The sequence below is a fragment of the Aquabacterium parvum genome (genome assembly GCF_001447195.1).
Lineage (GTDB): Bacteria > Pseudomonadota > Gammaproteobacteria > Burkholderiales > Burkholderiaceae_C > Aquabacterium > Aquabacterium parvum.
Map to the genome: position 1 here is coordinate 45,352 of NZ_LFRI01000415.1, position 14,054 is coordinate 59,405.

Genomic DNA, 14,054 nt, shown 5'->3' on the forward strand with positions numbered 1-14,054 from the left:
TGTGGATCAGGCGGTGGCGGTGGCGGCGCGGGCAGACTGCTGCAGCATCTCGGGCATCGAGGGCGTGGCCAGGATCAGGCTGACCTCGTTGGGGTCGAGGCGGTAGGCCGGGTTCAGGCTGGCGCGCAGCGCGCGGTGCACCAGGGCTTGTGCGGACAGTCGGTGCCAATCTTCGGGCACGCGTTGGCCGTTTGCCACGCCCAGGACCTTGAGCTTGTGACGGATTAACGCATCCAGCGCCGGGCCGAGCTTCACGGCCTCGTCCAGCTTGGAGAGGATGACGCCGGAGCACTGCTGCGCGTGATAAGCGTGCATGACGTCCTCGATGGCGTCGCCTTGGGCCGATGCGTTGATGACCAGCAGCTTTTTGATGGCCGGGTGGGACAGCATTTCCAGCAGGTCCTTGGTGCGTCCGTCGCGCTGGGCCATGCCGGCGGTGTCGATCAGGATCAGCTTCTTGCCGGACAGGAGTTCGAGCAGGTCTTCCAGGGCGGCGCGGTCATGGGCCATGTGCACGGGCACGCCCAGGATGCGGCCGTAGGCGCGCAGCTGTTCGTGGGCGCCGACGCGGTAGGCATCCAGCGTGATCAGGCCCAGGTTCTGCGCGCCGTGCTTGGCAGCGAAGGTGGCGGCCAGCTTGGCGGTGGAGGTGGTCTTGCCCACGCCGGTCGAGCCGATCAGGGCGAACACACCGCCCTGGTCTTCGATGGCTCGCTCGGTGTCGGCGGTGTTGAGGTTGCGCTGCAGCACCTGGGTGGCCCACTCCAGCTCATCGTGCTGGCCGTTGTTGACGTCGGCGGGCATGGCGTCGAGCAGCTTGCGGATCAGCACCGTGGAAAAGCCGCCGTCCAGCAGGCGCTGGGCCAGGTTGGCCTGGGCGGGGGTGCGGCCCAGCTTGTCCAGGAAGGCCATGGTCTCGAAGCGCTCGGTCATCATGGCGCGCATGGCACGCAACTCGCCAAGCAAGGTCGTGTTGGCTTCTTGAGCAGAGCGCAGGGCCTCCAGGGTCGCGGTGTCGGGTTGGGCTGCCACCGGTGCGGCTGGCTTGGTCTGTGCCTGAGGCTGGGCCTTGGCAGCTGGGCGAGCAGCGGCGCGGGGGGCTTCCTGGCGGGCCACCATCTGGTCCATCGTCAGCTCGTCTGACAAGGCGGCACGGCTGGCCTGGGCACGGGGAGACTGGGCTTGTGCCACCTGGGCGCGGGCCAGGGACTCGGCCTGGTTCGGCACCGCAGCGTGGACATCGGCCTGCACGGCCTGGCGTGCGGGCTGGCGAGGCGCGAGCATGGGCTCGCTCACGGCCAGGTCCACGGCGGCGATCTGGGCGCTGGGTTGGCGACGGGGTTCGGCAAAGCGCTGGTTCAGCTGCGCTTCGGGAGCGGCCATGGCCGGCTCGGTGCGCGACTGGATGGCGGCCTGGCGGCGCTTGAGCATGCGCTCGCGCACATAGTCCTGGAACGACAGCGTGCTCATGGCCAGCTGCTTGACGTCTTCCTGCACGGTGTGAGCCAGGTTGGCGACCGACTGGCGGGCCACGGCGGCACCCTTGGCCAGCGGGCCAGCGGCCTCTTCCTCTGCGACCGGCTCCTCGCGACCCAAACCAGGTTCGGCGGCCGGGGCGCGACTGGACATCGACTCGACCATGGCCATGCCATCGGCGGCCATCGCCAGGATCTCGATGCCACCTTCGGCGGCGGGCTTGGTGGACAGCACGATGGCCTCGTCCCCGAAAGCAGCCTTGACCTTTTGCATGGCCTCGCGGCTGTTGCGTCCAATGAAGCGTTTGACGTTCATGCGTGGCCTCCGATCAGGGTACCGATGCGAATCGAATGGGTCTCAGGGATCTCGCTGTGTCCCAGCACCTTGAGACGAGGTGCGGCGCGCTTGAGGAGTCGGGCGACCGACGGACGGATCGCGTCGGGCACCAGCAGGCAGGCGGGGTGGCCCATGTTTTCCTGACGCTGGGTGGCCTCGGCGGCCTGGCGGGTCAGGTGGTCGGCGACGCCCGGGTCGAGCATGGGGCCGTTGGCGGCCGTCAGGGCCTGAGTCAGCAGGCGCTCCAGGTCGGGCTCGATGGCGATGACGTCGAGCTCGCGAACCGGGCCGTAGATCTGCTGGACGATGGCCGGGGCCAGGCCGACGCGGATGCGGCGGGCCAGCTCGGACGGGTCGTTGACCAGGTTGGGTGCCACGGCGCAGTGCTCGGCCATGGTTTCGATGATCGAGCCCATGTCGCGGATGTGCACGCCCTCTTCGAGGAGCAGCTGGAGCACTTTCTGCAGGGTTGCGATGCCGACCATCTTGGGAACCACGTCTTCGATCAGTTTGGGAGCCAGTTTCGTCACGTGCTCGATGAGCTGTTGGGTCTCGACGCGGCCCAAAAGCTTGGCGGCGTGGAGTTGCATCAAGTGTGAAAGATGGGTCGCCACCACGGTCGAGGGATCAACCACCGTGTACCCGGCCATTTGCGCGACATCGCGCTGGCGCTCTTCCACCCACACAGCGGGCAGGCCAAAAGCGGGGTCCACGGCCTGCGTGCCGGCGATCGGGTTGGTGACGTGGCCGGGGTTGATGGCCATCAGCATGTTGGGGAAGACCTCGCCCTCGCCCACCACGGCGCCGCGCAGGGTGATGCGGTAGAAGCTGGGCTTGAGCTCCAGGTTGTCCTTGATGTGAACAGATGGCGGCAAGAAGCCGACTTCTTGCGCGAACTTGCGGCGAACGCCCTTGATGCGGTTGAGCAGGTCGCCGCCGCGCTCCTTGTCGACCAGCTGGATCAGGCGGTAGCCCACTTCCAGGCCCAGGGTGTCGACCGGCTGCAGGTCTTCCCACGAGGCTTCGCCATTGGGGTTGGGGGCGGACTGGGGCTTTTCCGGCGCGGGCGGCGCCTGGCGCTCGGCTTCCTTCTTGACGTGGATCCGCCAGGACGCGTAGCCCAGGCCACCGGCCATCGGCAGGAAGATCAGCGAAGGCATGCCCGGGATCACGCCCAGCAGGCCGATGATGCCGGCGGCCACGCCGATGACCTTGGGGTTCTCCAGCATCTGGGTGGTGATCTGGGTGCCCACGTCCTGGTCCTTGCCGACCCGCGAGACCACCATGGCGGCAGCGACAGAGATCAGCAGCGCCGGGATCTGGGCCACCAGCGCGTCACCGATGGCCAGCAGGATGTAGGACTCGGCCGCCTGCCCGGCCGACAAGCCGTGCTGGACCATGCCGATGATGAAGCCGCCAATGATGTTGATGAACAGGATCAGGATGCCGGCCACGGCGTCGCCGCGCACGAACTTCGAGGCACCGTCCATGGAGCCGTGGAACTCGGCCTCTTCGCCCACCTCGCGGCGGCGCTTGCGGGCCTCGGCCTCGTCGATCAGGCCAGCGCCCAGGTCGGCGTCGATGGCCATCTGCTTGCCGGGCATGGCGTCCAGGGTGAAGCGGGCTGCCACCTCGGCGATGCGCTCGGAGCCCTTGGTGATCACGGTGAAGTTGATCACCACCAGGATGGCGAACACGATGATCCCGACCGCGAAGTTGCCGCCGATCAGGAAGTGACCGAAGGACTCGATCACCGCACCAGCGGCGCCCGTGCCGGTGTGCCCTTCGAGCAGCACCACCCGGGTCGAAGCCACGTTCAGCGACAGGCGCAGCAGCGTGGTCAGCAGCAGCACCGCCGGGAAGGCCGCGAAGTCCAGCGGGCGCAGCATGGTGGCCGCCACCATCATCACCATCAGCGACATGGCGATGTTGAAGGTGAAGAAGATGTCCAGCACCAGGGGTGGCAGCGGCAGCACCATCAGCACCAGCACGGTCACCACGATGAGCGGGGCAACCATCATCTGGAACCGTTTGGCGTCGCTCGGCGACATCGCCAGCAGCTTCTGCATCCAGGGGTTCATGGGGGGCACATCCTTGAAGGGGGTTGCAAGGATTGTTGGCCGCCGCCCCCCCGAGCTTTAGCGAGATAAGCGGGGGTGGCGCGCGCCTATTCGGACCACGTTGCGTGGGGTGAAAGTCACGGTTTGTTCCTGCGCGAAAGGCCGCCCCAGCGGATGGGGGATCGCCCTGTGATGGATGTCACATTCAAGTCGGCACAATGGATTCACAGCTGCCACTCGCACGTGCGCGGCGCCACCAACAACCGGGGAAGAAACATGAAACTTCGCGCGATCACCCTCGCTGCGGCAGGCCTGCTGGCCGCCGCATCCGCTCAAGCCGAGCTGCAGACCTGGCGATTTTCGGGCCTGGCCTACCCCGGAACCACCGCATTGTTTGGCGAGTACGCACAGTTCGACCTCACCTTTGACCTGGGCGTCGACGCCACAGATGGCGTGTTCGCCTCAGCCTTGATCGCCATGTCGCTCAATGGCGCAGCCCTCTCAGTAGGGGCCAATCAGCTCGCTTGGGATGGCCAGGAGCGTTGGAGCAGCACGCTGACCGCTGACCTGACCTCTCCCCAGAACCCTCAGGGGGCAACCTTGCGCATGACCGGCCCCGCTGGCACCGGCGCATTTGATGAGGACGGCGTCTGGCGTTCGACCCCCGTCAGCAGCGTTGGCGACTTTCTGACCAAGGCTGACGCGATGATCGACGACGTCGCCGCAAACCTCGTCTTCGCCGAGGGCTACACATGGCAAGAGGCAGTCAAGCAAGAGTTCATTGCGGCCGCACTCCCCTCGATCGGGCTGTTTGCACCCGCCGGTGCCGCACAGTCCTACGTGCTCATTGGCGCCCACAACATCACCCCCGGGGTGCCCGAACCCAGCGCCTGGACGCTGGTCCTTGTGGGCTGCGTCGGCGCCCTGGCCATGGTCCGCCGCCGTCAGGCGTCCACTGCTCAGGTCGCCTGAGCCTTCGCCTTGGCGGCTTCCGAGCGCAGCGGGTCCATGTCATCCGGCACCTGCAGATCCGGCAGGTTGCCCGGCATGGGCGCCCGCCCGCTGAGCGCCTGCTTGAGCTGATACACATAAGCCAGCACCTGCGCCACCGCGCTGTAGAGCTTGACCGGCACCTCCTGGTCGAGCTCGGTGTGGGCGTACAGCGCCCGCGCCAGCGGTGGCGCTTCCAGCACCGGCACCTTGTTCTCGGTGGCGATGTCGCGGATCTTGAACGCCAGCAGGTCCAGCCCCTTGGCCACCACGCGCGGCGCGCCCATCGAGCCCTCTTCGTACTTCAGCGCCACGGCATAGTGGGTCGGGTTCATGACCACCAGGTCGGCGGTGGGCACGGCGGCCAGCATGCGCTTGCGGGTGCGCTCGCGCATGATCTGCTTCATGCGGCCCTTGACCTCCTGGTTGCCCTCCTGCTGCTTGTACTCTTCCTTGACGTCCTGGTGCGACATCTTCATGCGCTCGGCAAACAGGAACTTCTGCAGCGGCCAATCGAGCAAGGCGAATCCCGCGATCACCAGCAGCATCGTGCCCATGACCTGACCCATGGTCACGCCCAGGTCGCGGATGGCTGCTGGCAAGGGCTGAGCCAGCAGGTCGGACATGCTGGGCCAGACCTTCATCAGCGTCATCACGCCCACCGCGCCCAGCACCAGCGCCATGGCGCAGGCCTTGAGCGCATCGATGAGCTGCTGCTTCTTGAACAGGTTGCCCAGACCGCTGATCGGGTTGAGCTTGCCGAAATTGGGCGCCAGCACCTTGAAGGACATCACCCAGCCGCCCGAGATCACCGAGGCAGCGGTCGAGGCCAGGGCCACGCCCACGCCCACCGGCACGACCATGATCAGCGCCTGCATGCTCCAGTCGGTCAGGCGCTGCAGCATGAAATCGGGTGAGGCCACCGTGCGCACATCAAAGCGCAGACCGCCCGACATGAGCTTTTGCAGCTGGTCCAGCCACAGCGGCGTCAGACCCATGAGCACGCCCGTGGCCGCCAACATGACCAGGAAGTGCCCCAGGTCCTTGGAGCGCACGACCTGACCGTCCTTGCGGGCCTGGTCCAGTTTCCGCTGCGAGGCGGGTAACTGCTTGTCTTGTGAGCCTTCGTCGGACATTGGGGGGCGTGGCCTTCGCAGACCGGAGAATCGATGGCTGAGAGTGTGTCCAGCAAACCCTCGGCTCATGCCCCGGAAAAAACACCTTCGAACCCGCCTGATCCCTCAGACACCGTCGGGTGAAAAAACCACCCTTTGCGCCCCAAATGATGTACACATCGCGACACGAGGGTGAACGCACTGGCGCCCGACAAAGCCAGCCCAAAAACCACGGACTGGGCGGGTGCGGCCCCTCAGATTCGCGCTTGCCGCCCGCCACGCCCGGCTTAGGATGACCCCATGGCCGAATCCGTCCGCTTCAACGATCACGTGCAAGAGCAGCTGGGGCGAGCACCCGAGCTGGCACAACGCATCGTCGCCCGCACCCAGGCCGCGCTGCGCGACAGCGGCACCGACCTGTCCCTGGCACAGGACCGCAACCTGCTGTTCGGCGTGGCCGAAGCCGTGCAGGCGCGGCGCGCCGACTTCGAATCCGCCCTGACCCAGCACATCCAGGACGAAGTCCGCGCCACACAGGGCGACGGCCCCAGCGGACGCAAGCTGCACGAGATGACCATCGATCAGCTCACCCTGGTCGACGAGAACCAGGCAGAGCAGGACATCGAGATCTCGCGCACCGTGCAACTCATCGACCTGGTGGCCGAGTGGGAGTTGCGCGAACTCCAGGCCTGCACATCGGCGCTGCAAGGCGACACGACCCCACGCCCGCACACCAACCCCCTGCGCCCGGCTGTGTTCGCACGGGCGCTCGGCGCCGCTACGCGGGTGCTGCCGCTGTCCGCCGGCGAGCGCAACATGCTGCTGCGCCTGACCGGTCGAGTGCTGGCGGACTGCCTGCGCGAGCACTACCGCGAGGTGTCGGCCACGCTGAGGTCCCTGGGCTGCGACCCGGTGCCTTTCAAGGCCGTCACCCACCCGCGACGCAGCGCCCCGCCCTCGTCCCTGATCGTCACCCAGCCTGGCGCCCTGCAGAGCCTGCTCGATCGCATGCCGCTGCCCCCGCCTCCCGCGGCCCCCGTTGCGGCGGTGGCTGCCCAGGCTGGCGACCTCACTTTCGGTGTGCTCTCGCGCAAGCTCGACGAGCTCAACGATCCGCAAGGCTTGGCTGCGCGTCGAAGCCAGGCGCAAGTTTCACGGCTGCTGAGCACCCTGTTCCAGCAGATGCAGGCCGATGCCGAGGTGCCCGCGCCGGTGCGCCAGCTGATCGGCCAGATGGAGCCGGTGCTGCAACGCGCCGCACAGCAAGACACCTGGGTGCTGCGCAGCGACCAGCACCCTGCCTGGCGCCTCATCAACCAGATGGCGGCCTACGCAGCCGGCTACAGCGAGAACGACGCGGTTGCGCTGCGCGGTTTCCTGGCTTTCATGCAGCCACGCGTGGCGCGCATGCTGCCTGAGCCCGGCCCCGGCAGCGTCGAGCTCGAAACCACGCTCAAGGAGATGCAGCAGTTCATCGTCTCCCAAAGCCAGGCAGCCGTTCAGCAAGCCCCCCAGGCCGTGGCCCGACTGCGCGAGGCCGACCAACGCCTGACCCTTCACCCCTTGCTGCAACAGCAAGTCGCCAACCAGGTGGAACTGGTCAAGCTGCCTCAGGTCATCAAGGACTTCCTCTGCGGCCCCTGGGTCGAGGTGCTCACGCACACCATGGCCACCACCTCGCCCGAGGACGACGAGTCGCAAGCCATGCTGTGCGTGGTCGACGACCTGGTGCAAAGCCTGCAAAGGCCCGAGAGCCTCGACGCACGCGAGGCCCTGCGCCGCAAGCTGCCAGACCTGAGCAACCGGCTGCAGCGAGGCATGGCCAGCATCAACATGCCGAGAAGCGAGCAGGACACCCTGCTCGAAGCCCTCATGCGCATGCACACCCGCGTGCTCATGGCCACACCCAAGCCACCCAAGATCGAACGCGAGCGCACCGGTTTCGAGTCCAGCACCCTGGCCAACCTCGACGCCCTGCTCGACGACTTGCGCTTTGCGCAGGCCGATGGCCGCCCGCTCGACACCAACCTGGGCTCCTTGCCCACGGTGCCCATGGCCTTTGGCGAGAACGCCGACGACGCGGCCATCCTGGCGCGCCGCCGTCAGTGGGCCGATGCCCTCACCCCGGGCACCTGGTGCAAGCTCTTCATGCAAGGCCAATGGACCACGGCCCGCCTGCTGTGGGTCAGCGAAAACCGCCAGTTCTACATGTTCGGCAGCGACCTGGCCGGCCGCCTGCACTCCCTGAGCCGCCGCGCCCTCGAGCGCCTGCGCGCCGAAGGCCTGGCCACCAGCCTGGAAGACCGCAGCCTGATGCAGCGCGCCGTCGACAGCATGGTGCAGGAGCTCGACAGCTGATTGCCACGACTCGCCGGGTCGATCGGTCTGCGGCATCATTGCCATGAGCACATCGCAGCGAGCACCCACGCCCATCGCGATGATGAAAACGCCTGGGATGAGGAACCAACACCATGTACACGCTGCACATCGCCAACAAGAACTACTCTTCGTGGTCGCTGCGGCCCTGGTTATTGATGACCGAGCTGGGACTGACCTTCGAAGAAAGGCTCGAGCCTTTCGGCGAGGTCGAGTTCACCCGCTTCTCGCCCACCGGCAAGGTGCCTTGCCTGCACGACGGCGGACGCGTCATCTGGGACTCGCTGGCCATCACCGAGTACCTGGCAGAACGCCACCCCGGCGTGTGGCCCACCGATGCCACCGCTCGGGCCTGGGCCCGCTGCGCCAGCGCCGAGATGCACTCAGGTTTTTTTGCCCTGCGCGAGACCTGCACCATGAACTGTGGCCTGCGCATCCGCCTGCCGGCATGGCCTGCGGCGGTGAAGGCCGACTGGCAACGCGCCGAGGCGATATGGCAAGAGGGCCTGCAGCGCTTTGGGGGCCCCTTCCTGGCAGGAGATCGGTTCACGGCGGTGGATGCCTTCTTCGCGCCCCTGGCTTTTCGGGCCCAGACCTACTCGCCCGAGCTGGGCCAGGTCGGGCAAGGCTACGTTCAAAGGCTGCTCGCCCTGCCCAGCATGCAGCGCTGGTACCAGCAGGCCCTGGCCGAGACCTGGCGCGACGAGCCCCACGAGGCCGATGCGCGGGGCAAAGGCCAGTGGCTGCAGGACCTTCGCCAGCCCGGCTGAAGCCTCACTCCATGTTCGCTGGCACCACCGTCCAGTGCTGACGGGTGTCGCCGTGCGAATTGACGCTTTCCATGTGAACCGGGAAGCCCCACAGCCGCGCCACGTGTTTGAGCACCTCGCGCGTGCTGTCGTGCAGCGGGCGGTCGTTGTGCTGCGTGTGACGCAGCGTCAGCGACCGATCACCTCGCAGGTTCACGCTCCAGACCTGGATGTTGGGCTCGCGCGAGCCCAGGTCGTACTGGCGTGACAAGGTCTCGCGCAGCGCACGGTAGCCCGTGTCATCGTGGATGGCGCTGACCTCGTACTCGCTGGCCTTCTCGTCGTCTCGGATGGCGAAGAGTCGGAAGTCGCGCATCACCTTCGGCGAAAGGAACTGGCCGATGAAGCTCTCGTCCTTGAAGTTGCGCATGGCGTAGTCCAGCGTCTTGAGCCAGGCGTGTTCTTCCTTGGGCGTGTTTTCAGCCGAGCCCGCGAAATCGGGGAACCAATGCCGGTCTTCCGGCGTGGGCTTCTCGCAGATGCGCTTGAGGTCGGTGTACATCGCAAAGCCCAGCGCGTAGGGGTTCAGGCCGCTGTAGGCGCGGTGGCCCACCGGCGGCTGGAACACCACGTTGGTGTGCGACTGCAGCCACTCCATCATGATGCCGTCGGTCAGGTAGCCGTCGTCGTACATGGTGTTGAGCAGCGTGTAATGCCAGAACGTGGCCCAGCCTTCGTTCATGACCTGGGTCTGGCGCTGCGGGTAGAAGTACTGCGCCACCTTGCGGACGATGCGCACGATCTCGCGCTGCCAGGGCTCGAGCAGCGGCGCGTGCTTCTCGATGAAGTACAGCAGGTTCTCTTGCGGCTCGGCCGGGAAGCGCCTGACGGCTTCTTCTTCCTGCCGGTCAGCGCGCCGGGGCAGCGTGCGCCACAGGTCGTTGACCTGCTGCTGCAGGTAGGCCTCGCGCTCTTCGCGGCGGGCCAGTTCCTTGTCCAGGGACAGCTTGCCCGGTCGGCGGTAGCGGTCCACGCCGTGGTTCATCAGCGCGTGGCAGCTGTCGAGCAACTCTTCAACAGCGTCGATGCCATGGCGCTCTTCACAGCGCGCCACGTAGTTCTTGGCGTAGACCAGGTAGTCGATGATCGACCCCGCGTCCGTCCACATGCGGAAGAGGTAGTTGCCCTTGAAGAAGCTGTTGTGCCCGTAGGCCGCGTGCGCGATCACCAGGGCCTGCATGGCCATGGTGTTCTCCTCCATCAGGTAGCTGATGCACGGGTTGGAGTTGATGACGATCTCGTAGGCCAGGCCCATGTGGCCGCGGCGGTAGTTCTTCTCGGTGGCGATGAACTCCTTGCCGTACGACCAGTGGCGGTAGTTAACCGGCATGCCCACGCTGGCGTAGGCGTCCATCATCTGCTCGGCGGTGATGATCTCGAGCTGATTGGGGTAGGTGTCGAGCCCGAAGCGCTGCGCCGTGGCGCGGATGACGTCGTGGTACTCCTCGATCAGGTCGAAGGACCAGTCCGACAGCCCCGGCAAGGGTTTCTCGGCTCGATGGGGCGTCAGCAAGGCACTCATGCGTCCACTCCTTCCTTCTTGAACAGTTCGCGAAAGACCGGGTAGATCTGCGAGGCCTCCAGCACCTTGCGCATCGCAAAGTGCTTGTGGGTTTCGGCCAGGCTCAGGTACTCGTCCCAGAGGTTTTGCTCGGTCTGGGCCACCTGCACGTAGGCGTAGTAGCGCACCAGGGGCAAGATCTTTTCTTCCAGGATCTCCTTGCAGCGGCTGGAGTCGTGGTGCCAGTTGTCGCCGTCGGAGGCCTGGGCCACGTACAGGTTCCACTCGCTGGTGGGGTAACGGGCGCGGATGACCTCGTCGAGCAGCACCAGCGCGCTGGAGACCACGGTGCCGCCGGTTTCGGTGGCGTGGAAGAAGTCGTCTTCGTTGACCTCTTGCGCTTGCGTGTGATGGCGGATGAAGACGAGCTCGATCTTGTCGTAGTGCCTTGTCAGGAACAGGTACAGCAGGATGAAGAAGCGCTTGGACAGCTCCTTGCGCTGCTCGTCCATCGAGCCGGAGACGTCCATCACGCAGAACATGACGGCCTTGGTGGTGGGCACCGGCACCTTGACCCGGCTGCGAAAGCGCAGGTCTATCGGATCGAGGAAGGGGATGCCCGCCACGCGGCCACGCAGGTGCCTGATGCGCGCCTCGAGTTGTTCGATCTCGATCGCGTGATCATGGTCGAGCGCGTCATCGCCCTCTTGTTTCTCCGCTCGCAGCGCAGCCATGCGCTCTTCCAGCTCTTCGATCTCGCGGCGGCTGCTGGCACCCAGCGCGATGCGCCGGCCCAGCGCACCCCGCATCGAGCGCACCACGTGCAGGTTGTTGGGCGTGCCGTCGTTGCTGAAGCCGGCGCGGTGGCTCTTCCACTCCGGCACCTCGGCCAGCGCGGTCTTGACCATGTTGGGCAAGGCCAGGTCCTCGAAGAAGACCTGCATGAACTCTTCCTTGCTCAGGCTGAAGACGAAGTCGTCCTCGCCTTCGCCGGAGTCGCTGGCATCGCCAGATCCGCTGCCCTGCCCGCCGCCGCCCTGGGGTTTTTCGATGCGGTCGCCGCGCACGTACTCGCGGTTGCCGGGGTGCACCACGTCACGCGTGCCACCGTCACCGTGGCGGAACACCGGCTCACCCAGGTCCCGTTTGGGGATGGCGATGTCCTCGCCCTTTTCGATGTCGCGGATGCTGCGGCCATTGATGGCCCGCTGCACGGCTTCGCGGACCTGGTCCTTGTGGCGGCGCAGGAAGCGCTCGCGGTTGCCGATGGATTTGTTCTTCCCCGCGAGGCGTCTGTCGATGATGTGTTGCCGTGTCATGTACGCAGTCCGCCGTTTTTATCCAAGCGGCCACCACGGATCCGGCTTCGCCGGGCCGCTGGTGGCGCCCCCTTGAGGGGGAGCGCCGGAAGGCGCTCGGGGGTGGGCCATCAGATCAAGAGCTCTTCCTCACGCGCAGGTACCACTCGCACAGCAGGCGAACCTGCTTGGCCGTGTAGCCCTTCTCGACCATGCGGTTGACGAAGTCCTCGTGCTTCTTGACCTCGTCGGCACTGGCCTTGGCGTTGAAGCTGATGACCGGCAACAGCTCTTCGGTGTTGCTGAACATCTTCTTCTCGATCACCGTGCGCAGCTTTTCATAGCTGGTCCACAGCGGGTTCTTGCCGCCGTTGTTGGCCCGCGCCCGCAACACGAAGTTGACGATCTCGTTGCGGAAGTCCTTCGGATTGGCGATGCCGGCGGGCTTTTCGATCTTCTCGAGCTCGGCGTTGAGCGAGCCGCGGTCGAAGATCTCGCCCGTGTCGGTGTCGCGGTACTCCTGGTCCTGGATCCAGTAGTCGGCGTAGGTCACGTAGCGGTCGAAGATGTTCTGACCGTACTCGGAGTAGCTCTCCAGGTAGGCCGTCTGGATCTCCTTGCCGATGAACTCCGCGTAGCGCGGCGCCAGCATCTCCTTGATGTAGGCGATGTACTTCTGCTCGGTCTCGGCCGGGAACTGCTCGCGCTCGATCTGCTGCTCCAGCACGTACATCAGGTGCACGGGGTTGGCCGCCACCTCGGTGCTGTCGAAGTTGAAGACCTTGGAGATGATCTTGAAGGCAAAGCGAGTGGAGATGCCGCTCATGCCCTCGTCGACGCCAGCATAGTCGCGGTACTCCTGGATGGACTTGGCCTTGGGGTCGGTGTCCTTGAGGCTCTCGCCGTCATAGACCTGCATCTTGCTGTAGATGCTCGAGTTCTCGGGCTCCTTGAGGCGGGTGAGGATCGCGAACTGCGACATCATCTTGAGCGTGCCCGGGGCGCACGGTGCCTGGCTCAGCGACGAACCCCTCACCAGCTTCTCGTAGATCTTGATTTCCTCGCTCACGCGCAGGCAATACGGCACCTTGACGATGTAGATCCGGTCGAGGAAGGCCTCGTTGTTCTTGTTGTTGCGGAAGGCCTTCCACTCGCTTTCGTTCGAGTGGGCCAGCACCACACCGTCGAAGGGGATGGCGCCGAAGCCTTCGGTGCCCTTGAAGTTACCTTCTTGTGTGGCCGTCAGCAGCGGGTGCAGCACCTTGATCGGCGCCTTGAACATTTCCACGAATTCAAGCAGGCCCTGGTTGGCCAGGCACAGGCCACCGGAGTAGCTGTAGGCGTCCGGGTCGTCCTGGGCGTAGGTTTCGAGCTTGCGGATGTCGACCTTGCCGACCAGCGAGCTGATGTCCTGGTTGTTCTCGTCACCCGGCTCGGTCTTGGCGATGCCGACCTGCTTGAGGATGCTCGGGTAGCGCATGACCACCTTGAACTGGCGGATGTCGCCACCGAATTCTTCCAGGCGCTTGACGGCCCAGGGGCTGAGGATGCGCTGCAGGTAACGGCGCGGGATGCCGTATTCCTTTTCCAGGATCGGGCCGTCTTCCGTCGGATCGAACAGGCCCAGCGGCGACTCGTTCACGGGCGAGCCCTTGATGGCGTAGAACGGCACCTTCTCGGCCAGCAGCTTGAGGCGCTCGGCGATCGACGACTTGCCGCCGCCCACCGGGCCCAGCAGGTAGAGGATCTGCTTCTTTTCTTCGAGGCCCTGCGCGGCATGGCGGAAGTAGCTCACCACCTGTTCGATGGCGTCTTCCATGCCGAAGAACTCTTCGAAGGCCGGGTAGATCTTGATGACCTTGTTGGTGAAGATGCGAGACAGGCGCGGGTCGTTGCGCGTGTCGATCATCTGGGGCTCACCGATGGCCAGGAGCATGCGCTCGGCGGCGGTGGCAAACGCGGTCTTGTCGCGTTTGCAGATGTCGAGGTACTCCTCGAGGGAGTATTCCTCTTCGCGGGTGCGCTCGTAGCGGGCGGCGAAATTGCTGATCACGTCCATGCTGACCTCCTCGTCAACGACCTGTCCGAATGAC

9 protein-coding genes are annotated in these 14,054 nt (G+C 65.6%); 3 read left to right on the top strand and 6 right to left on the bottom strand.

Annotated features, from left to right (window positions below; genetic code table 11):
• Positions 1 to 6: 6 nt before the first annotated feature.
• Together flhF and flhA are read right to left on the bottom strand one after the other, a co-directional pair.
• Positions 7 to 1,791, bottom strand: a complete 1,785-nt coding sequence (gene flhF, locus ABG80_RS16930) for a flagellar biosynthesis protein FlhF (protein WP_058088796.1) — start codon at positions 1,789 to 1,791, stop codon at positions 7 to 9.
• Positions 1,788 to 3,893 (bottom strand): flagellar biosynthesis protein FlhA, encoded by a 2,106-nt coding sequence (flhA, locus tag ABG80_RS16935; RefSeq protein WP_058088797.1) that lies wholly within the window; start codon positions 3,891 to 3,893, stop codon positions 1,788 to 1,790. The genes flhF and flhA overlap by 4 nt, the downstream gene beginning before the upstream one ends.
• Before the next feature lie 255 nt (positions 3,894 to 4,148).
• Between flhA and ABG80_RS16940 the strand changes: the two genes are divergently transcribed.
• The gene (locus tag ABG80_RS16940) at positions 4,149 to 4,844 is read left to right on the top strand and encodes a PEP-CTERM sorting domain-containing protein (protein ID WP_160322579.1); all 696 of its coding nucleotides are present in this window, start codon (positions 4,149 to 4,151) and stop codon (positions 4,842 to 4,844) included.
• Here the strand turns inward: ABG80_RS16940 and flhB are convergent.
• On the bottom strand, positions 4,832 to 5,998 hold the full coding sequence (gene flhB, locus ABG80_RS16945) for a flagellar biosynthesis protein FlhB (RefSeq protein ID WP_058088799.1): 1,167 nt from the start codon (positions 5,996 to 5,998) through the stop codon (positions 4,832 to 4,834). The genes ABG80_RS16940 and flhB overlap by 13 nt on opposite strands.
• A 279-nt stretch (positions 5,999 to 6,277) precedes the next feature.
• Here flhB and ABG80_RS16950 point away from each other — a divergent pair, with 279 nt between their 5' ends.
• Complete coding sequence (locus ABG80_RS16950) at positions 6,278 to 8,335, top strand: DUF1631 family protein (protein ID WP_058088800.1); 2,058 nt, start codon at positions 6,278 to 6,280, stop codon at positions 8,333 to 8,335.
• A gap of 113 nt (positions 8,336 to 8,448) precedes the next feature.
• The gene (locus ABG80_RS16955) at positions 8,449 to 9,123 is read left to right on the top strand and encodes a glutathione S-transferase family protein (protein WP_058088801.1); all 675 of its coding nucleotides are present in this window, start codon (positions 8,449 to 8,451) and stop codon (positions 9,121 to 9,123) included.
• A gap of 4 nt (positions 9,124 to 9,127) precedes the next feature.
• On the opposite strand, the gene ABG80_RS16960 is transcribed toward ABG80_RS16955, so the two are convergent.
• The 3 genes from ABG80_RS16960 to ABG80_RS16970 form a co-directional block, all read right to left on the bottom strand.
• On the bottom strand, positions 9,128 to 10,684 hold the full coding sequence (locus ABG80_RS16960) for a SpoVR family protein (protein ID WP_058088802.1): 1,557 nt from the start codon (positions 10,682 to 10,684) through the stop codon (positions 9,128 to 9,130).
• Entirely contained in the window at positions 10,681 to 11,982 is a 1,302-nt protein-coding gene (locus ABG80_RS16965; protein WP_058088803.1) for a YeaH/YhbH family protein, read from the bottom strand. Before ABG80_RS16965 ends, ABG80_RS16960 begins: the two co-directional genes overlap by 4 nt.
• A 115-nt stretch (positions 11,983 to 12,097) precedes the next feature.
• Complete coding sequence (locus ABG80_RS16970; protein ID WP_058088804.1) at positions 12,098 to 14,020, bottom strand: PrkA family serine protein kinase; 1,923 nt, start codon at positions 14,018 to 14,020, stop codon at positions 12,098 to 12,100.
• Positions 14,021 to 14,054 lie beyond the last annotated feature (34 nt).

Excerpts from the sequence above, each read along its gene's own strand:
- flhF (WP_058088796.1), bottom strand. The coding sequence starts at position 1,791 with ATGAACGTCAAACGCTTCATTGGACGCAACAGCCGCGAGGCCATGCAA.
- flhA (WP_058088797.1), bottom strand. The coding sequence starts at position 3,893 with ATGAACCCCTGGATGCAGAAGCTGCTGGCGATGTCGCCGAGCGACGCC.
- ABG80_RS16940 (WP_160322579.1), top strand. The coding sequence starts at position 4,149 with ATGAAACTTCGCGCGATCACCCTCGCTGCGGCAGGCCTGCTGGCCGCC.
- flhB (WP_058088799.1), bottom strand. The coding sequence starts at position 5,998 with ATGTCCGACGAAGGCTCACAAGACAAGCAGTTACCCGCCTCGCAGCGG.
- ABG80_RS16950 (WP_058088800.1), top strand. The coding sequence starts at position 6,278 with ATGGCCGAATCCGTCCGCTTCAACGATCACGTGCAAGAGCAGCTGGGG.
- ABG80_RS16955 (WP_058088801.1), top strand. The coding sequence starts at position 8,449 with ATGTACACGCTGCACATCGCCAACAAGAACTACTCTTCGTGGTCGCTG.
- ABG80_RS16960 (WP_058088802.1), bottom strand. The coding sequence starts at position 10,684 with ATGAGTGCCTTGCTGACGCCCCATCGAGCCGAGAAACCCTTGCCGGGG.
- ABG80_RS16965 (WP_058088803.1), bottom strand. The coding sequence starts at position 11,982 with ATGACACGGCAACACATCATCGACAGACGCCTCGCGGGGAAGAACAAA.
- ABG80_RS16970 (WP_058088804.1), bottom strand. The coding sequence starts at position 14,020 with ATGGACGTGATCAGCAATTTCGCCGCCCGCTACGAGCGCACCCGCGAA.